General features: G+C 46.4%; 15 protein-coding genes. 10 read left to right on the forward strand and 5 right to left on the reverse strand.

Annotation, left to right across the window (positions count from 1 at the left end):
- Positions 1-2: 2 nt before the first annotated feature.
- Entirely contained in the window at positions 3-1,301 is a 1,299-nt protein-coding gene (gene nagP / locus JFT56_RS05100) for an N-acetylglucosamine MFS transporter NagP (protein ID WP_198783498.1), read from the forward strand.
- Between the two features lie 72 nt (positions 1,302-1,373).
- Here the strand turns inward: nagP and JFT56_RS05105 are convergent, their stop codons facing one another.
- The 4 genes from JFT56_RS05105 to JFT56_RS05120 form a co-directional block, all read right to left on the reverse strand.
- A complete protein-coding gene (locus tag JFT56_RS05105; RefSeq protein ID WP_198782620.1) occupies positions 1,374-2,096 on the reverse strand; it encodes a TorF family putative porin in 723 nt (240 codons plus the stop codon).
- Between the two features lie 184 nt (positions 2,097-2,280).
- A complete protein-coding gene (locus JFT56_RS05110) occupies positions 2,281-2,646 on the reverse strand; it encodes a cupin domain-containing protein (RefSeq protein WP_198782621.1) in 366 nt (121 codons plus the stop codon).
- A 30-nt stretch (positions 2,647-2,676) separates the two neighbouring features.
- Positions 2,677-4,167, reverse strand: a complete 1,491-nt coding sequence (locus JFT56_RS05115; protein WP_198782622.1) for a CoA-acylating methylmalonate-semialdehyde dehydrogenase — start codon at positions 4,165-4,167, stop codon at positions 2,677-2,679.
- 69 nt (positions 4,168-4,236) lie between these two features.
- Positions 4,237-5,577, reverse strand: coding sequence for an aspartate aminotransferase family protein (locus JFT56_RS05120; protein WP_198782623.1), 1,341 nt, complete (start codon positions 5,575-5,577; stop codon positions 4,237-4,239).
- 280 nt (positions 5,578-5,857) lie between these two features.
- Between JFT56_RS05120 and JFT56_RS05125 the strand changes: the two genes are divergently transcribed.
- The 7 genes from JFT56_RS05125 to JFT56_RS05155 all read left to right on the forward strand — a co-directional run bounded on the left by JFT56_RS05125 (position 5,858) and on the right by JFT56_RS05155 (position 16,199).
- A complete protein-coding gene (locus JFT56_RS05125) occupies positions 5,858-7,354 on the forward strand; it encodes an aldehyde dehydrogenase (protein ID WP_198782624.1) in 1,497 nt (498 codons plus the stop codon).
- Between the two features lie 613 nt (positions 7,355-7,967).
- A complete protein-coding gene (locus tag JFT56_RS05130) occupies positions 7,968-9,959 on the forward strand; it encodes an ATP-dependent nuclease (RefSeq protein WP_198782625.1) in 1,992 nt (663 codons plus the stop codon).
- On the forward strand, positions 9,956-11,713 hold the full coding sequence (locus tag JFT56_RS05135; protein WP_198782626.1) for a UvrD-helicase domain-containing protein: 1,758 nt from the start codon (positions 9,956-9,958) through the stop codon (positions 11,711-11,713). The genes JFT56_RS05130 and JFT56_RS05135 overlap by 4 nt, the downstream gene beginning before the upstream one ends.
- A gap of 443 nt (positions 11,714-12,156) precedes the next feature.
- Complete coding sequence (locus tag JFT56_RS05140; protein ID WP_198780376.1) at positions 12,157-13,170, forward strand: IS110 family transposase; 1,014 nt, start codon at positions 12,157-12,159, stop codon at positions 13,168-13,170.
- A gap of 931 nt (positions 13,171-14,101) precedes the next feature.
- Entirely contained in the window at positions 14,102-14,515 is a 414-nt protein-coding gene (locus JFT56_RS05145) for a septal ring lytic transglycosylase RlpA family protein (RefSeq protein WP_198782627.1), read from the forward strand.
- Positions 14,516-14,728: 213 nt separating this feature from the next.
- Entirely contained in the window at positions 14,729-15,586 is an 858-nt protein-coding gene (locus JFT56_RS05150) for a sulfurtransferase (protein WP_198782628.1), read from the forward strand.
- A 103-nt stretch (positions 15,587-15,689) separates the two neighbouring features.
- A complete protein-coding gene (locus JFT56_RS05155) occupies positions 15,690-16,199 on the forward strand; it encodes a DUF2937 family protein (RefSeq protein WP_198782629.1) in 510 nt (169 codons plus the stop codon).
- 93 nt (positions 16,200-16,292) lie between these two features.
- Here the strand turns inward: JFT56_RS05155 and JFT56_RS05160 are convergent, their stop codons facing one another.
- Positions 16,293-17,600 (reverse strand): NAD(P)/FAD-dependent oxidoreductase, encoded by a 1,308-nt coding sequence (locus JFT56_RS05160; protein ID WP_198782630.1) that lies wholly within the window; start codon positions 17,598-17,600, stop codon positions 16,293-16,295.
- A 232-nt stretch (positions 17,601-17,832) separates the two neighbouring features.
- On the opposite strand from JFT56_RS05160, the gene JFT56_RS05165 reads away from it, so the two are divergent.
- Positions 17,833-18,381, forward strand: coding sequence for a cupin domain-containing protein (locus tag JFT56_RS05165; protein ID WP_198782631.1), 549 nt, complete (start codon positions 17,833-17,835; stop codon positions 18,379-18,381).
- A 451-nt stretch (positions 18,382-18,832) separates the two neighbouring features.
- The gene (locus JFT56_RS05170; RefSeq protein WP_198782632.1) at positions 18,833-19,594 is read left to right on the forward strand and encodes a gamma-glutamyl-gamma-aminobutyrate hydrolase family protein; all 762 of its coding nucleotides are present in this window, start codon (positions 18,833-18,835) and stop codon (positions 19,592-19,594) included.

The following is a 19,594-nucleotide window of genomic DNA, read 5'->3' on the forward strand; positions in this document are numbered from 1 at the left end:
AAATGACACTCGATAAAAGCCAGCAGAAAAGCAGCTTTCTCCCCATGGCCATAGTGGCCGCGCTCTTTTTCATCCTTGGATTCGCCACTTGGTTGAATGGTTCTTTGATGCCGTATTTGAAACAAATATTGCAACTCAATCCCTTCCAAGCCTCGTTGATCCTATTTTCCTTTTATATTGCCGTGACTTTCACCGCACTACCTTCGGCTTGGGTCATACGTAAAGTCGGTTATAAAAACGGTATGGCGCTAGGCATGGGCGTGATGATGCTGGCGGGGTTGCTGTTTATTCCCGCTGCTGAAACGCAAATTTTTGCCCTATTTCTTTTCGCCCAATTAGTGATGGGCGCAGGCCAAACCCTATTACAAACGGCGGTTAACCCCTATGTGGTGCGTTTAGGGCCTGAAGAATCTGCGGCCGCCCGTGTGAGCGTGATGGGGATTTTAAATAAAGGTGCGGGTGTGATTGCGCCTTTGGTGTTTTCGGCGTTGATTTTAGACAGTTTTAAAGATCGTATTGGCACTGAGTTGACTCAAGTGCAAATTGAAGAAATGGCCGATGGCTTAGTCTTTCCCTATTTAGGCATGGCGATTTTTATCGGCATTTTGGCATTAGCGGTGAAGAAGTCGCCCTTGCCAGAATTGTTGAATGAAGATGAGACTGCTGAAAATACCGATAAAGGCCAGCTTAAGGCGGCGTTATCTCACCCTAACTTAGCCTTCGGCGTATTAGCGCTGTTTGTGTATGTGGCTGTTGAGGTGATTGCAGGTGATACCATTGGTACATTTGCTTTGTCTTTAGGCATAGAGTCCTACGGTGTTATGACTTCCTACACCATGGTGTGCATGGTGCTGGGTTATTCTTTAGGTATCCTGTTAATCCCGCGTTTTATTTCCCAACCTAAGGCCTTGATGGTGTCGGCTATTCTAGGTTTGTTACTGACATGCGGTATTTTATTTGGCGACAATAACTCCTACGCTATCGCGAATGTTTTGTTAGTGCCTTTTGGTGGCGTGGCGCTGCCCGATACTTTGTTAATGATTGCTTTCCTTGGTTTAGCTAATGCCATCGTTTGGCCTGCGGTGTGGCCGTTAGCCTTGTCGGGTATGGGCAAATTGACCAGCACAGGTTCAGCGCTTCTCATCATGGGGATTGCGGGCGGTGCCTTTGGTCCTGTGTCTTGGGGCTTAATGAGCTCGGCGACGGATATGGGTATGCAGGGCGGTTATATGGTGATGTTACCCTGTTATCTGTTCATCCTATTCTACGCGGTGAAAGGCCATAAGATGCGTCGTTGGTAGACAAGTCTGTTTGAATAGCTAAAAAGAAGCCCTCGTAAATGAGGGCTTTTTGTTTGGATAAATGATGGAGGCTTAGAATGCGTAACTTACACTGGCGAGTGCGGTATCTGAGTTTTTAAATACGCCGTCAGAGACTTTTTGATCGCCGCTAAGATCTGTCGCTAACCAAGCAAGTGATAAACCAAAACCCGCTAGCTCAGTTGATACGCCGATAGAATAATCTGAATAACTATCAAAGCCTTCACCGTCGTCCAGTGCATCGCCAACGTTGTAGCCGTAGTGCAGATCGAGACTCCAGCTCTCAAGAAACTCGTAGGAATAGTTAAGTTCAGCGTAGTGATAGTCTAAATCACTGCCGCCGTAGTCATTGGTGTACCAATAGGCAGCGCGAAAGCCTTTAAAATCCATACCCGCTGCAACTTCAAAGTAACCAATGTCACTCTCGCCGGAATAGTTATAACGGTTCAGGGTGATGTCGTAGGTCAGATCTTCGTTGATCTCGCCGCCATAGGCGACATAGAAATCGTATTCGATATCAGGGCCGTTATAACCTGGTTCATCAAAATCCACGTTACTCGCCCAAGCGCCGACAGAGAAACCCGATTCGAAGCTCCAATCGATGCCGCCCTGCACTGCGGGATCGCCCGCCGTTTGTGATATGCCGCGGAAACGATAGTCACTCGTGACACCGATTTCCCCTGTCACTTCGGCGGCGGCCATGCCGGAGAATAGGGTCGTGGTTAGCGCGAGTCCGACAAGCTGTACCAGCCGTTTTTTATTCAGATTGTTATACACGGTATTTCTCCCATTTTCTTTGTTGACTCGGATGTTACTGGTTGCCATGGCTATTTTATGGCGCAAGTGCATCCGTTGGTTTGCCAAACAACAGCCTAGGAAAACCCGTTGCTGTGACCTCATGGCGAGTAGTGGCTAAGCTAACTTAGCTATTTTACTGGGGCTGAAATCGGCCCCTTTAGTGTTACTTTTGCTCAAAAATGACGTAAACCTTGCGGCAGGGTTCCACGACTTCCCAGGTGCCTTGAAAGCCCGCGGGGATGATAAATCTGTCACCCACAGTGAACGTCTGCGATTGGCCTTGAAGATCGGTTATCACACTCCGGCCTTCGAGGATCTCGCAGTACTCGTACTCAGTGTAGTTTATTTTCCAAGCGCCTGATTCACTTTGCCAAATTCCACTGTGGAATTGATCACAAGGGCTAGAATAATGATTCTCTAACCCTTGAGTCGGATTACCTGCTAACAACTTTTCTGTCGGTAACTGATAGGTCTCGACGGGTGTTTGCGCGGTAGCAAAGCGAACAATGGCGTTGATACTCACAGTCATTTGCGATTTCCTTGTTGAGCCGAAATTCGGCTATTTCATCGTTGGCATCACAAACTCGGCTTGAGTCTGTTTGCCTACGGGCCAGCGGGCTGTAATTGCCTTACGTTTGGTATAAAAACGCACGCCATCGGGGCCATGCATATGCAGCGGGCCAAAGAGTGAACGCTTCCAGCCGCCAAAACTATGGAACGCCATCGGCACCGGAATTGGCACATTCACCCCAACCATACCGACTTGTACGTGGTGACAGAAATGGCGCGCCGCTTCACCACTTTGGGTGAAAATGGCCGTGCCATTACCAAATTCGTGTTGGTTAATTAGCTCAAGCGCCGCTGGGTAATCTTTCACGCGCACAATCGCCAGCACTGGGCCAAAGATTTCTTCGCGGTAGATGCTCATCTCTGGCGTGACATGGTCAAATAAACAGGCGCCGAGGAAATAGCCCTGTTGGTTTTCTTCAACACTCAGTTTACGGCCATCGACCAGCAGCGCTGCGCCTTCTTGCACACCGGCTTCAACATATTGGGTGACTTTGGCCAGGTGCTGTTTTGAGATCAGCGGACCCATTTCCATCTCAGGGGTGAGACCGTTACCGACTTTTAAGCTTTGGATTTGCGGTAGCAGTTTTTCCACTAAAGTATCGCCCACATCGCCCACCGCCAGTACCACAGAAATTGCCATACAACGCTCACCAGCACTGCCATAGGCTGCGCCCATTAAGGCGCTAACGGCTTGATCTAAATCCGCATCTGGCATGAGTAACATATGGTTTTTCGCGCCGCCTAAGGCCTGTACGCGTTTGCCATGTTTAGAGGCTGTGCTGTAGATATATTCGGCAATTGGCGTTGAGCCCACAAAGCTCACCGCTTGCACATCTTTATGGGTGAGTAAGGTATCGACGGCTTCTTTGTCGCCGTTAATCACGTTAAACACGCCATCGGGAAGGCCCGCTTCTTTAAGCAGCTCGGCAATTCGCATTACTGAGCTTGGGTCTTTTTCCGAGGGTTTCATAATAAAGGTGTTACCGCAGGCAATCGCGATTGGGAACATCCACATGGGAACCATCACGGGGAAGTTAAAGGGCGCTATGCCTGCTACAACACCTAAAGCTTGATTGACTGACCAGGAATCGACACCGCCACCCACTTGTTGTGTGTGTTCACCTTTGAGTAAGTGCGGAATACCACAGGCAAATTCGACCACTTCGAGGCCGCGGATAAGCTCACCCTTAGCATCATCTAACACTTTGCCGTGCTCGCGGGTGATAAGCTGCGCCATTTCATCTAAATGTTGCTCGACTAAGGCTTTGAATTTAAAGAGCACTCGAGCGCGGTTGAGTGGCGTTACCTGTGACCAGGTTTCAAAGGCGGTTTTAGCGATAGCGATGGCTTCGCCGACTTCCGCTGCGCTTGCCAGTGAGACTTGACCGCGACATTCACCGGTTGCGGGTTCAAAAACATCTTGGGTTCTGATGCTGGCTGGTGTGTGCTGACCATTAACAAAATGAGTGATGTTGAGCATAATTAACCTTTGCTGTTCCCCGCCGCAGCGGGGTGTTAAATGTGAGGGTAGAGCGAGCCGTTGGCGCTATTATCCAACGGCGTTAATCGCGTCGCTGAGGCTATTAACCATTTGGTCTATCTCGCGTTTATCGACAATCAGTGGCGGTGACATGGCAATGATATCGCCCGTGGCTCGCACTAAAGTGCCGTGGCGGAAACAGTGTTCAAACACGCCGTAACCCCGTTTACCGACGCCTTGGGCGTTAGGGGCAAATTGGATCCCCGCGACTAATCCGGTGTTGCGAATATCAATCACATTCGGCAGGCCCTTGAGGCTGTGCACCGCTTCTTCGAAGTAGCGTTCAAGCTCAAGGCTGCGCTCGAATAGCTGCTCATTTTCATAAATCGATAGGGTGGCAAGCGCCGCAGCGGCAGCGACGGGATGACCGGAATAGGTGTAGCCGTGGAAGAACTCAATCAGCTCTGTGGGGCCCTGCATGCAAGTGTCGTGGATAAAATCTTGCACGAACACTGCGCCTAGCGGGATAGCGCCGTTATTGATGGCTTTAGCTGTGGTGATAATGTCTGGAGTAACGCCCCAACGCTGGCTCGCAAAGGCGGCACCAACGCGGCCAAAGGCGGTAATGACTTCATCAAAAATCAGTAGGATGCCGTGCTTCTTAGTGATTTCACGCAGACGTTTTAAGTAACCTTGGGGCGGTAATATTACTCCTGCAGAACCTGACATAGGCTCAACGATTACGGCGGCAATATTCTCGGCGCCATGTAGGGTCACAAGCTGTTCTAATACTTCTGCTTTTTCCGCGCCAAAGGGCGATAACCCACGGGTAAATGCTGCATTTTGGATATCTAAGGTGTGGGGTAAGTGATCGACCCCTTGCAGTAATTGGCCGCTAAAGGCTTTACGATTATTACTTAAGCCACCCACAGAGATGCCGCCAAAACCGACGCCGTGGTAGCCCATTTCGCGGCCGATAAAGCGGGTGCGTGAGGCTTGACCATTCGCCCTGTGATAGCAAAGTGCCATCTTAAGCGCGGTATCAACGGACTCAGAGCCAGAGTTAGTAAAGAACACTTTGTTCAATCCCTCTGGGCTTAACTCGGTTAAACGCTCGGCAAGTTCAAAGGCAATGGGGTGGCCCATTTGGAAGGAGGGCGCGTAGTCCATCTCTTTAATTTGTTTACTGACCGCTTCGCTAATTTCTCTGCGACCATGGCCAGCGTTACAACACCATAAACCCGCGGTGGCATCTAATACCTTATTGCCATCAATATCCGTGTAATACATGCCTTCGGCCTTGGCGAGTAATCGCGGACTGGCCTTAAACTGGCGGTTGGCGGTAAAGGGCATCCAGAAATGTTCTAGGGAGGACGCATTGCTGAGTGAGTTGAGCGGCAAATCGGCCATAGTAATCTACCTTGTCCTGTATTAGCGGGTATTGTTTTAGGGTGGTTAATATTTGCTATGCTATGTTAGAAATAATGAACATGGAAGGGGTTTGTGCAGTTATTTGTGGCAAAAAAGCTATTTTTGTAAAAAATATTGAATTTTATTGCTCAAACAGCGTAATCTGAAGTCCGAATTATGGCTGTGATGATGTTGAGCGTTTGCGCTAACGTCGCCACAGGCCACTATCATTTGTCGATGAACGATAAACCACACCTATGCGAACTATTAAGAGGTCATCATGAGCACACCGAAGAAACGCAGCGAATGGGAAAGTCTTGCTGCCAGCCTATCTATTAATGGTAAGGCGTTTATCAATGGCGAATACCAAGATGCCGTTTCGGGTAACACCTTCGATTGCATCAGCCCTATCGATGGCCGCTTGCTGGCCAAAGTCGCGAGTTGCGATCTTGCGGACGCTAATCTTGCGGTTGCCAATGGCCGCAGCGTATTCGAGTCCGGTGTTTGGTCGCAGCAGTCTCCGGTAAAACGTAAGCAAGTGATGATACGTTTCGCCGAGTTATTGGAAGAAAATGCCAATGAACTCGCGCTGTTAGAGACCCTCGACATGGGTAAACCGATTCGTTTCTCTAAAGCGGTGGATGTGGCAGGTGCTGCCCGTGCGATTCGCTGGTCCGGCGAAGCGATTGATAAAATTTACGATGAACTCGCACCAACCGCTCACAATGAAATTGGCATGATCACCCGTGAACCCGTGGGGGTTGTGGCCGCTATTGTGCCCTGGAACTTCCCAATGCTGATGGCATGTTGGAAGCTCGGTCCCGCGCTTGCCACGGGTAACAGTGTGGTATTAAAACCCTCTGAAAAGTCACCCTTAACGGCTATCCGTATGGCGCAACTCGCCATTGAAGCCGGGATCCCGCAGGGCGTATTAAACGTGTTGCCAGGATTTGGCCATACCGTGGGTAAAGCTTTAGCCCTGCATATGGATGTCGATACGTTGGTGTTCACCGGTTCGACAAAAATTGCCAAGCAATTAATGATTTACGCCGGTGAGTCGAACATGAAACGCGTGTGGTTAGAGGCGGGAGGCAAGAGCCCCAATATCGTCTTTAATGACGCGCCAGATCTCAAAGCCGCTGCTGTCGCTGCTGCTGAGGCGATTGCCTTTAACCAAGGTGAAGTTTGCACCGCAGGTTCGCGTTTGCTGGTGGAATCCGGGGTGAAAGATGAGCTTATCGCGCTTATCGCAGAGGAGTTAGCCTCATGGCATCCGGGGCATCCACTCGACCCTGCGACTGTGAGTGGCGCCGTTGTCGATAAACAACAGTTAGACACAGTGCTCAGTTACATTAAAGCAGGTAAAGATGAAGGCGCAACCTTAGTCCACGGTGGCTGCCAAGTGATGGCCGACACGGGCGGTGTGTATGTGCAGCCAACGGTATTTTCTAACGTAAATAATCAGATGAAAATTGCCAGTGAAGAGATCTTTGGCCCAGTGTTATCTGTTATTGAATTTAATGGCATGGAAGAAGCGATATCAATCGCCAACGATACCATCTACGGTTTAGCCGCTGGCGTGTGGACATCGGATATTAGCAAGGCCCATAAAACCGCCAAAGCCCTGCGCTCTGGCATGGTGTGGATCAACCATTACGATGGCGGCGACATGACAGCGCCATTCGGTGGCTATAAACAGTCCGGTAATGGCCGAGATAAATCTCTGCATTCCTTCGACAAATACACAGAATTGAAAGCGACTTGGATTGTGCTATAAGCGCTTAGTTTTTATAACCGCTCTTTTTTGTCTATATAAAAGAAGGAGCAACTTTCGCTCAATCCTAAAACCTCTTTTCATATTACATGGAAAGAGGTTTTTTATTTTAGGGCGGTTTTACCCCAAGCAAGATCATTGAATCGTCAGTTGTGCTGCATTAATTGTCATTATTCCCAGTGACACGCCGCACCTTTATTAAACAAGAAGCGTCCCTGAGGGCTCTACTAAAACATTCAAGTTTTAGAAGGTCACTGGTGCAACAGTGTCAATCCTCACTAAGCCTCTAGCTGTTCATTCAGCTAAAAAGCTATTGCCCCAAAGCAAGATAACTTTGTTGTCAGTTTGCAGCATGAATTGTCATTGTTTCCCCTGTGACTCGCCATAAACTCGTCCCTGAGGGCTCGACGACGGCATCCATGCCGCCAACGGTCACAGTTGCAACAATGCCAATCTTAACTAACCCTCTCGCTGCTCGTTTAGCTAAAAAATATTGCCCCAAAATGATTTAGTAGCGTGACTTTAGGCTCACTCTGAAACGCAATGATTGACCAAATTATAGTAAGGCTGCAAAGTGTAAATTATTACCGGATAAAATTTAAGTCAGGGATGAAAAGTGAAAATAAAAAATGTACGAATTAAAAACTATCGTCTGCTCAAAGATGTGTCATTTTCGATTGATGAAAAAACAACCCTTATTGTTGGACGTAACAATACTGGGAAAACTTCATTTGCGGAGGCTTTTCGCAGTTTTCTGAATCCTACCGGTCCGAAGGTGCGTTATGAGGATTTCAATCAATCCTGTCTTACAGGTTTCGAAGATGCGCTGAATGCTCTGCAAGGCGGCGCTGAAGATGACGTTGTTAGGTCGATGCTTCCAACGATCGAGCTAGAGTTACTCATTAATTATCAAGAAAATGCGGATGAGTATGGCGTACTTGGCGACTTTATTATCGATTTTGACGACCAATTATTTGAAACCATTATCCTGATTTCTTATCAATTAAAAGACGGTAAGATCAGCGAGTTTTTTAGTGGGCTGGATAGCACAAACAGGAAGCAATATTTCTCGGATCTTAGATCACGGATTGGATTGCACTACGAGGCTACCGTTTACGCGGTCGAGCCGACAAACCTGGACAACAAAGCTCGACTTGAGTTTTCATCATTTAAAAAATTGCTGCTGTCGGGTCTTATAAATGCACAACGCGGTTTAGATGACGAAACGCACAATGAACGTGATGTGCTTGGTAAATCGTTAGGTAATATTTTCAAAAGTGCGAGTAGTGTTGGGGCGCCAGAAGCTTTTAAGGTGCAATCAGCTGAAATTAATACTGTCGTCGAAGGATTACAACAAGTCGTTGATACTGACTTTCAGGCAAGGGTGAAAGCTCTACTTCCCACCTTAAATATTTTTGGATATCCAGGTCTGCACGATCCAAATTTAAGCGCAGCAACCGAACTCAATGTTAAATCACTGCTGGAAAGTCATACCCGCGTTTTTTATCAACGAGATGATCATTTTACATTGCCTGAAACCTATAACGGATTGGGAATGCGGAATCTAATCTTTATCCTTTTCCGAATTTATGAGTATTTCCGTGAGTTTCAAAGCCATCAAACGCCACCGAAAGGGCATGTAATTTTCATAGAAGAGCCCGAGGCACATCTTCATCCGCAAATGCAGGAAGTATTTATTCGACAGCTTGAGCAAATTGTTGAGCAGTTCCAGCGTGAGCTAAATGACCAGCAGGTGTGGCCTGTACAATTTATCGTAAGTACTCATTCCTCGCATATTGCTAACGAAGCTGATTTTAGCAAAGTTCGTTATTTCCTTTCCAAAAATGGAAACGAGACCAAAGTTAAGGATCTGGGTATTGCTTTCCAAAGTGACGAAGCAGCAGGCGACAAAGAGTTTTTGCATAAATACCTGACGCTCACAAAATGCGACCTGTATTTTGCAGACCGAGCGATCCTTGTTGAAGGGGCGACTGAAAGGATATTGTTGCCTCAAATGATTAAAAAAGTTGATGCTGCTTTAGGTACTAACTTAAGGCAGAAATACCTGTCAGTTGTCGAAATTGGTGGCGCTTATGCACATCACTTCTACAAATTCATAGATTTTCTTGAGCTTAAAACCCTCTTTATTACTGACCTAGACGCAGTTTATTCGAAACAACATCATGCCGCTGTAATGGTGAGCCACGGTGATAGGTCGAGTAACGTCGGCATTTCAAGATGGTTTGGCGGAGAGGGTTATTCTGACTTAGCTGCTATTAGAGCTAAAGATTCAGGTTCTAAAATTTTCGGATGCCGGCGACTTGCCTTTCAGGTAGATGAAGATGTTAGTGGCTTATGCGGCCGTAGCTTTGAAGATGCATTTATCTTGGCTAATAGCGAGTTATTCCAGCTAGATAACTTAACTGGTTCCGCACTTGAGGCTGCTGTTTTTGAGGCTGCAAAAGAGATCGGCAAAAAGAGCAAAGCGGACTTCGCTATTGAATATTGCATAAGTAATACGGATTGGCTGGTTCCAAAGTATATTCAAGAAGGGTGTGCGTGGTTAGACGATGACCCAGTTGCAGCTGTTGCAGGAGTGCAACCATGACAACACTGAGCCCAGCAGCACAAGCATCAGCTGAAACGCTAGAAAGCTTAAGAGGTTGTATTGAGCAAGGGCAATGTTTCAGATTGGAAGCCGGTGCTGGAGCGGGAAAAACCTATTCGTTGATTGAGTCGCTCAAGTATCTGATTTCTTTACGTGCAAATGAGTTTGTAGTCTCTGGAAAACAGGTTGCCTGTATCACTTATACAAACGTGGCCAAAGACGAGATCAAGGCAAGAACCGATAATAATCCGGTCATTTTTGCGGATACGATTCATGCTTTCAGTTGGAGTGTTTTGCAAAACTACCAGGAGCAGTTGAGACAACTTATTCCTACCCTTGGAGCAAAGTGGCAAGAGAGAATTGCAGAATCGGCAGGGATTGGTAATCAAACGGTTAAGTACGATTTAGGTTTTGCGTCGATTAAAGAACATGAAATTTCTCTCCATCATGACGACGTTGTCGCGTTAATGGCTCGTATGTTGGCGTTTCCCAAATTCCAGAAATTACTGAAAAGCAAATTCCCAATTATCTTTATTGATGAATATCAAGACACTGATAGCGCGCTTGCCGAAAGTATCGTGCAAAACCTTATTGATAATGACTCAGGAATTGTTGTTGGTCTTTTTGGCGATCACTGGCAAAAAATATACGGTTCGTCAGCTTGCGGTTTGATTCGCAGTCCTGCAAGGAAAATCATCGAGATTGGCAAACGAGCCAATTTTCGTTCTGATAAAGATATTGTTGAATGCCTCAATCGCATGCGTCCCGAGTTACCTCAGGCTGAATCAGACCCCAACTCCACAGGAAGTATAAAGGTTTACCATTCAAATGAATGGCAAGGTACTCGGCTAGCTGGTGCACATTGGAAAGACGATCTTCCTGAGGAAGAAACTAGACGATTTATCCAGCAAACCAAATCATTAATGGTTGAGCATGGTTGGGATATGTCGTTATCTAAAACCAAAATACTGTTCTTGACGAATAACCTGATAGCTACCGAACAGAAATTCAAAAATCTCGCAGATTGCTTCAAATATTCAGAAGACTATCTGAAAAAAAATGACAAATATATTGAGTTCTTTGTCGAAACTGTTGAGTCGACTGCGCTAGCTTTCCAACAACGTATGTATGGTGAATTGCTTCAGATTAAAAAGAAAAGCCGCTCCTACTTAACGTCGCAAGCTGACAAAACCGCTTGGAATGAGAATTTAGCAAGGTTAATGCGGCTTAGAGACACTTCTACAATCGGTGATGTTTTAGACCTGTTGATAACTACGAATATGCCAAGAGTGCCGGCAAAAGTCGCGGATTCTGAAGTCCGCTATCAAACACTATCCGCCCGAGATCAAGAGTCATTGGAACCAGATGAATTGAGTTTCGTCGAGAAAATTAGGCGTCTTCGCGCTGTGCGTTACTCTGAAGTCATAAATTTGGCCGAGTACATAAATGATAAAACCCCTTTTTCAACCAAGCATGGGGTAAAAGGCGCCCAGTTTGATAATGTTCTAGTAGTTTGTGGCCGTGGCTGGAGTCACTACAACTGGGATCAAATGCTTGAATGGATGGAAGACGGTGTTCCAAAAGGAAAAGATGATACTTTTGAACGAAATAGAAACTTGTTTTATGTCAGCTGTTCAAGGGCAAAACATAACTTAACCCTTCTCTTTACGCAGGGGCTTTCTGATAAATCACTAGCCACTCTTGATAAAATCTTTAGGCATGAAAATATCAAAGGCAGTCCATTTAAGGTTTGAAATCAATCAAACAAGATTTGAGTGTTGTGATTCAGGTGTCTTTGAAAATATGCTTGCGTTGTTAGTTTGCGATAAAAACCGAACTACCATTTGCATCGATAAGTAACACACTAAATGGACACCCATAGACAAAACTGAACCATCCTCAGGTCGTAGCGGATTAGGGAGCGAATAAAAGGAGGTATTTTTTCTAATCCAATAGAACTTAACTAGACTCAATACTCTAAACGGTTTCTGTCCAAAAGCGTGCTGCATAAGGCTTTTAAATTTACAGGTTACGCTAATGCCAAAACGGTGAGCTAGGGTGATTGGCGAGACGACCGTCCGCCCCATGGACGGGGCGGTCGAGCATCCAGGGATGATGAGATGGACACCTCTTGTAAAGTAGGCGTCATTAACGCCATATTGAATCTGCAAGCTCAATATCAACAAAGGTGTCCACTATGAAAATTACTCTAATTGGTATCGATTTGGCAAAAAATGTTCTCCAGGTTTGTGGTGTTAATCAAGCAGGGAAAGCCGTATTTAATCGCACAATTAAACGCACCCAACTATTAAAAACGCTTGTTCAATATCCCGATGCTGTCATTGCTATGGAAGCCTGCAGTGGCTCAAATTATTGGGGCAGAGAACTTATCTCTCAGGGTTTTGAGGTCAGATTAATTCCACCACAACATGTGAAACCATTCGTGAAAGGGAATAAAAATGACCGCAATGATGCTTTTGCTATATGTGAAGCGGCTCAACGTCCTAACATCATCTTTGTTAAACCAAGATCTTTAGAGCAGGTCGATGTGATCATAAGCCATCGGATCCGAGAGCGCCGTATTAGGGTCAGAACGGCATTAACTAATCAGATCCGTGGTTTATTAAGTGAATATGGCATCGTTATCCCTAAAGGTCGTGATCCACTTAACCTAGCACTTCCTGAGTTACTCGAAGATGCAAGTAACTCGCTTACCACTATCGCTCGTCGGTACATCAGGGAATTGCTCGATGAGCTTTATGCCGTAAATGCTTCGATTAAGTCATTAGAAAAAGATATTCGGATACAAGCAATGAATCATCCAGATACCAAACGGTTAACCGCAATACGAGGTGTCGCTGAGATTATTGCCACAGCAGCGGTATCCTTTGCTGGAGATGGCTCCAGTTATCAAAATGGTCGACATTTTTCTGCCAATTTAGGGCTCGTTCCAAAAGAGTTTTCAAGTGGTGGAAAACAGAAATTAGGTGGCATAACCAAGCGTGGTAACAGCTATCTAAGGCGTCAGTTAATTCAAGGTGCATGGTCTGTCATACGCTACGCAACAAACAACGATGATAGGCTGTCTGTATGGGCGAGAAATATCATTGAACGAAGAGGCAAGCAAAAAGCAGCCGTGGCAGTTGCAAATAAACTGGCGAGGATAATTTGGGCGATGCTCTACTATAAAACAGAGTACAGACCCTGTTAACTAAATGAAGCAATAACATACCCTAAAAAACCGAACGCAATTAATGAAGTAACAGGTAATACCGGCCTTTGCAAATGCTGAGAGAGTATAAGGAGTTATAACTCCGAAGGGACGATAAGCAGCAAAGGCGCGGTTCTCATTAAGGCCAGAGAGCAAAGATTCTCACGAACAGGTCGGATATACGTACGCAGTATTACTTTCTGTTACTCAAAAAGTGGTTGATCTATTCGAGGTGTCCATATAGGGACTTGCTGCGTGTCGGTGAGCAAGCACCATGGCAAGCCTTCGTTAGTGGATATCAGCCAACGAATATGCGGGGTCAGTGTAAACTAATCTGGTTACCATAACTTTGCTAATGCTATTACTCACCTTTAGTGCATTAAATCTAACGCATTTATGTCCCAAAGCGTGCTGCGTAAAGCTTTTAAATCTGCAGGTTACACTAATGCCAAAAAGGTGAGTCATGGTGATTGGCGAGACGACCGTCCGCCCCATGGCCGCTTTTTGGCATCCATGCCATCGCGGCATTTGTGAATCCTTTCACATCAGACGGGGCGGTCGAGCATCCAGGGAGGGACTTGCTGCGTGTCGGTGAGTGAACACCATGGCTTGCCCATCAGTAGGGGCCAGCATTTAAGTTACCAAACAAGTTATTTAGTCGTACTAGGCCTCTATTTCTAACGCTATTCTGTTTGTTTCTAAGTCTATATGTCCGTAACCTTTTGACTTCAAACCGAGAGCATTCACCTGTAAAAACGTGATTTTAGCGTGCAACTGCTGTAGCCTCGTGGAAATTTATTGTTTCTTGTTTTGATCTTTTAGGATGCAAGCTTCGAGTTTTGTCATCTAAGGTTGTTCGTTATTTTCCCCGTGACTTTTGCTGAGCCTATTGCTTGTCAGCAAAGCGTTCACTCATTAGAGAGGGTGTCATGTGAATGCACTTCAAAACCTAATCAGGCAGTTCAATTTCGTCAAACTAGCTGTGCTAGCACTGTTAAGCTTGTTAGTCGGTTGTTCTTCGGTGCAAACGGGTGAAAATGGAAACTGGGTGGGATTCACTGAATCGGGTCAGGCTTCCTTTTATGGGGATAAACATCAAAATAGAAAGACGGCCAGCGGTGAGCTTTACCTGCATAAATTAAAGACGGCGGCACATAAAAAGTTACCCTTTGGCTCGAGTGTTAAGGTCACCAATGTCGATAATGGCAAAAGTGTGATTGTCAAAATCAATGATAGAGGGCCCTTCGTGCGTGGCCGTATTATTGATCTGTCTAAATCGGCCTTTAGCAGTATAGGCAACACATCTTCAGGTTTGATTGACGTGAAAATTGAAGTTATTAAATAGCGGCTATTTTGACAGGATTATTTCGAAAGCGCTGTCTCTAAAAGCTATCTTGAAACCCTACTTCGACGCAATTTGATGATTTAGCTTCATAAAACCGAGTCGACGCTTTTAAATAAAATCCCAAAGCAGACAATTTGTTAAGCCGATATTTGGGCTTTATGACATTTGGTGAGAGACTAGCGGCAGAATGAGATAACAGTAAAAGGACCCCCTATGGAATACCCACTTGTCAGTACGCAGTGGCTCGAAGCACACCTCACAGATCCCCATCTAGTCCTGCTCGATGCTAGTATGGAAACCGTGATTGGCAAAGAACCTGTGGTTTACGATGAGCCTATCTGCATTCCGCGCTCACGCAGGTTCGATATTGAAAATGGGTTTTGCGATAGCACTTCAACTCAAATCCATGCCTTGCCGACATTTGAGCAATTTATCCAAGGGATAGCGCAACTTGGGATTGAGGCCGACAGTGTTATCGTTATCTATGATAACCAAGGCATTTATTCATCCCCACGGGCTTGGTGGACCTTTAAAGTCATGGGGTTTAATCGCGTTTATGTGCTCGATGGTGGCTTGCCCCAATGGATTGAAGAAGACCGCATCACCTCATCCCGTTATCAAGCCGAAGGCATCGATTATGGCCCGGCGGATATCGATACTTTGGCCGATGCGCTGCAATACCACCCTGAGCGGGTGATGGATGCCGAGGCTGTGCTATCTCGAATCGAAGATGCCGACACCGCGATTATCGATGCCCGTGGTGCGCCACGCTTTTTAGGTCAAGTGAGTGAGCCGCGCCCCGGTGTACGCTCTGGGCATATTCCTCGTTCTGTTAACTTACCCTTCGCTCAAGTGCTTGATGGTAATAAAATCAAAAAGGTAAGTGAGTTACAGGCGATTTATCAAGGGCTGGCTGCGGACAAGTCAGTCCGGATATTCAGCTGCGGCTCTGGGATAACGGCCTGTATTTTGATTTTAGCTTCGGTTGCGGCGGGGCATACCAATCCCATCCTTTATGATGGCTCCTGGGCGGATTGGGGCAGTCGTACCGATCTTCCCATAGAGTGCTAAGCGAGCTTTGTACTGACATTCGTACTGTAGATTAAGTTAGCGTGGTTTTTGTTGAACATCATGGGATTTTTACGTCGTTTGGCAAAATGCTAAGGAGGCGGTCTTGATAGGCAGATTGATTGATAAATTGGTATTTGGATTCATTCTAGTGATTGCCTTGCAATTACCGCAACTGGCTGATCATTATCAGCAATTTTTGTCAGGCCTTTATGAGTCGACTCGATGGCAGGTTGAGGGTTACGAGGCAACGGCTAAGGAATATCATTATGCCGATGCTGAGGCCATGATTGCCCGTCACCAGCAAAATGAGGAACCTAGTGTGCGCGCCGACGCCGAGCAAAAGGTGCAGACACTGGCGCTTTATAAAGCGTTAACAGAGGGCATGGCGATCTTTAATACGGGCAACTTGTTTGAGAAAACTGCCTATATGTTTAGTCCCGTGCGCTTTGATTATCTTGAGAAAACCGTCAGCAATTTTAAGCCTGGGATACCGTTAACTGCCAGTGGGATTGGCTTTGGCGTTGTGATGGCGTTAGGTGTGCATTACCTCGGGTCTATCCCTTTTATCCTGTGGGCAAGACGTAGAAAGCGGCAAAGATTGGCGAGCTCTTAAATAACGAGCACTTAAACAATAGTGATGCCCATCGAATCGTTTATCCGATGGGCACCATGCATTAGTTTTTAAACAAGTCCTTAAAACAAGCTCTTAAAACAAGTCTTTAAATCTGTGATACAGCATACCGGCAGCGAGCATAGGTGAGCGGAATGTCGGGCCGCCGGGGAAGGTCATATGCTTGATTTTAGCGAACACATCGAAATGTCCCGCCTGTTGGCAAATGGCCTCGGCCAGTAGTTTGGCCGCCATATGGGTGGCGTTCACGCCATGTCCCGCATAGGCTTGGGCATAGAAAATATTGTTGGCATCGGGTAGGCGACCAATTTGTGGCATACGGTTAGCGCCGATACCTATCATACCGCCCCATTCATAATCGATGCGCACGCCTTTTAACTGCGGGAAAACCTTCTCCAAGTTTGGCCGCAATGCCGCTTCAATATCCTTAGGATCTTTACCCGAATAGGTGCAAAGACCGCCAAACAGCAGGCGCCGGTCTGCGGATAAGTGAAAGTAATCTAAGGCAATTCGCATATCGGCGAAGGCCATATTTTGCGGAATGATACTCGCGCATTGCGCTTCGGTTAAGGGCTCTGTCGCTAATAAATAACTGCCAGCGGGCAAGACTTTACCACCGAGGTAAGCATTGAGTTTATGGCCTATATAGGCATTGCCCGCCAGGACTAAGTATTGGCAATTGACGGCTCCCTTAGCGGTAATGACCTTAGGTCTAGCCCCTTGAATAATCTTCTCTGCGGCGCTGTATTCAAACAACTGCGCGCCGAGATTACGGGCGACTCTGGCTTCACCGAGGGCAAGATTGAGCGGATGTAGATGGCCACTGCCCATATCGACTAGCGCACCTTGATAAAAATCTGAGCCTATGACTTCACCTAATTGCGGCTTAGTTAACAGCTTGATTTCTTGCTGATAACCCATGGCTTTGAGTGCACTAAACTCTTCTTCAAGCTCATCCATATGGCGGGGTTTTACCGCTAAGTCGCAATATCCCATTTGCAGATCGCAGTCGATTTGGTGTTCTTGGATGCGATTACGCACAATTTCTACCGCTTCGAAGCCCATCTGTTCAATGGCTTTCACTCCTTCGATGCCAATTTCATTTTGGAATTGCGAAGCGTCATGGCCTATGCCGCGAATGAGTTCGCCGCCATTGCGCCCCGACGCCCCCCAGCCGATACGCTTAGCTTCTAATAAAACCACACTCAGCCCACGCTGAGTGAGTTCAATCGCGGTATTGATGCCGCTAAAGCCGCCGCCCACGATACAGACATCGGCGCTGATTTCGCCTTCAAGCTGTGGGTGCGCATAAATTTCCTTCGCGGTATCGACATAGTAGGAGTGTGGGTATTGTTCGCTGTGCACAGGGGGTTTACTTGCCATCATGGCTCCAAAAATTGTTTTTATTGTAAATTGGACTTGTCTCAGTATACTCATCACACTTTTAACATGATGCAAAAAGTGTTCGTTTTATTTAACACACTTTTTATGTAGAATACAATCAAAGCGGTTAAACACACGCTTGGGGGCGAAAATTCGCTCTAAATGGTGTTTATCCCGAACAACCTGTTCGTCATCTATCGGGGGGACCCGAGCCTTTGGGGGGATGTTAAATTTGGATATTGGAGCCAGTCTCAAAACTGTTCGAAAAATGAAAGGCTTATCTCAAAGAGAGCTAGCTAAGCGTGCTGGAGTGACTAACAGTACCATTTCAATGATCGAAAAAAACAGTGTTAGCCCATCGGTCAGTTCTTTGAAAAAAGTATTGTCTGGTATCCCTATGTCTTTAGTGGATTTTTTCTCTATTGAAGCCTCATCTGATAGTGAGCAGAAGGTTGTTTACCGCTCCGATGAATTGTTGGATATAGGTACGGGCCCATTGGAGTTTAAGCTGATTGGCCGTGACTTCCCCAATCGCGCTATGTCTGTGATGAGCGAAACCTATCCACCTGGCTCTGATACGGGGGAGGAGATGCTAAAACACGAAGGTGAAGAAGCCGCTATGGTGGTTGAGGGTAAATTGGAGCTGACCGTTGGGGATGAAATTTATATTTTAGCCGCGGGTGACAGTTATTATTTTAACAGCGAGTTGCCCCATAGATTCCGCAACCCCTTCGACGAACCTTGCCGTCTGGTGAGCGCGACGACCCCCGCCAACTTCTAACTCATCCATCCGCGCCATCGCAGGGTGTCGCCCTCTTTTTATCTACAGGATACTTCCCTGACGCCATTCGTGGCGTTGTGGCCTGTTAGCGATACTCTGCTCGTCCTATCTATTCGTCCTATCTATTCGTCCTATCTATCGTGTAAATATTTTGTCATTGTGTAAATAATATTGGTCAAGTTAGGCGCTAACTATCAGGGACTACTTTAGCCGAGAGTTCGCATAATTCGCCTATTTTAGCTTAAGCTAAGGGGGCTTATTCACACTCAATCGATAAGTATTTAAGCTAACACAATGTTATTTATCAAAAAACAGCTTGTCTGCGTTAAATAATCTTTAACAAGAGTTTAACCTCTTGCCTAGGGTTAAAATTCGGTGTACTGTGTGAAAAAATGAACGCTTGAAGTTAAAGTGTTCGTTATGCTAGTAAAATAAATTCTTAAGGTGAGTTATGTCTGTCGAGTTGCCCTTCATTGGCGTGATTGCATGTAATCAGCAGTTAGGATCACATCCTTTTAATATAGTGGGTGAAAAATACCTACTCGGTGTAGTGAATGGCGCGAAAGGTTGGCCCTTAGTGATCCCATCTTTGGGGGCTGACCAACCCATTGAAGCCATCTTGGCACGACTCGATGGCATTTTGTTTACTGGCTCACCATCAAATGTTGAACCCCATCATTATGCAGGCCTTCCTAGCGAGGAGGGGACACACCATGATCCCAAGCGTGACGCAACCACGCTGCCGCTTATTCATGCTGCCATTGCTGCTGGCGTGCCAGTGCTGGGGATTTGTCGTGGTTTTCAAGAGATGAATGTGGCTTTTGGGGGCAGTTTGCATCAAAAGCTCCATGAGGTGGGTGGTTTTATTGAACACAGAGAAGATAAAAATGCCTCGTTAGAGGTGCAATATGGGCCATCCCACAGTATCACTGTGGAGCCTGGGGGGGTCATTTACGAGGCCTGGGGCCGTAGCTCTGCAGAGGTTAACTCTGTTCATACTCAAGGCGTGGCACGCTTGGGTGTTGGGTTGCGGCCAGAAGCTTATGCTCCCGATGGATTAGTGGAGGCTTTCTCCGTTATAGATACCAAAGAATTTGCCCTAGGTGTGCAATGGCATCCGGAATGGAAGGTGAGTGAAAACCCATTTTACCTATCTATTTTCAATGCCTTCGGTGATGCATGCCGACGCAGGGCTACAACTCGAGTGAAATAA

Source organism: Shewanella putrefaciens (assembly GCF_016406305.1).
Lineage (GTDB): Bacteria > Pseudomonadota > Gammaproteobacteria > Enterobacterales > Shewanellaceae > Shewanella > Shewanella putrefaciens_C.

Coding starts and splice junctions, on each gene's coding strand:
- nagP (WP_198783498.1), top strand. CDS start 3: ATGACACTCGATAAAAGCCAGCAGAAAAGCAGCTTTCTCCCCATGGCC.
- JFT56_RS05110 (WP_198782621.1), bottom strand. CDS start 2,646: ATGACTGTGAGTATCAACGCCATTGTTCGCTTTGCTACCGCGCAAACA.
- JFT56_RS05115 (WP_198782622.1), bottom strand. CDS start 4,167: ATGCTCAACATCACTCATTTTGTTAATGGTCAGCACACACCAGCCAGC.
- JFT56_RS05120 (WP_198782623.1), bottom strand. CDS start 5,577: ATGGCCGATTTGCCGCTCAACTCACTCAGCAATGCGTCCTCCCTAGAA.
- JFT56_RS05125 (WP_198782624.1), top strand. CDS start 5,858: ATGAGCACACCGAAGAAACGCAGCGAATGGGAAAGTCTTGCTGCCAGC.
- JFT56_RS05135 (WP_198782626.1), top strand. CDS start 9,956: ATGACAACACTGAGCCCAGCAGCACAAGCATCAGCTGAAACGCTAGAA.
- JFT56_RS05140 (WP_198780376.1), top strand. CDS start 12,157: ATGAAAATTACTCTAATTGGTATCGATTTGGCAAAAAATGTTCTCCAG.
- JFT56_RS05150 (WP_198782628.1), top strand. CDS start 14,729: ATGGAATACCCACTTGTCAGTACGCAGTGGCTCGAAGCACACCTCACA.
- JFT56_RS05160 (WP_198782630.1), bottom strand. CDS start 17,600: ATGGCAAGTAAACCCCCTGTGCACAGCGAACAATACCCACACTCCTAC.
- JFT56_RS05170 (WP_198782632.1), top strand. CDS start 18,833: ATGTCTGTCGAGTTGCCCTTCATTGGCGTGATTGCATGTAATCAGCAG.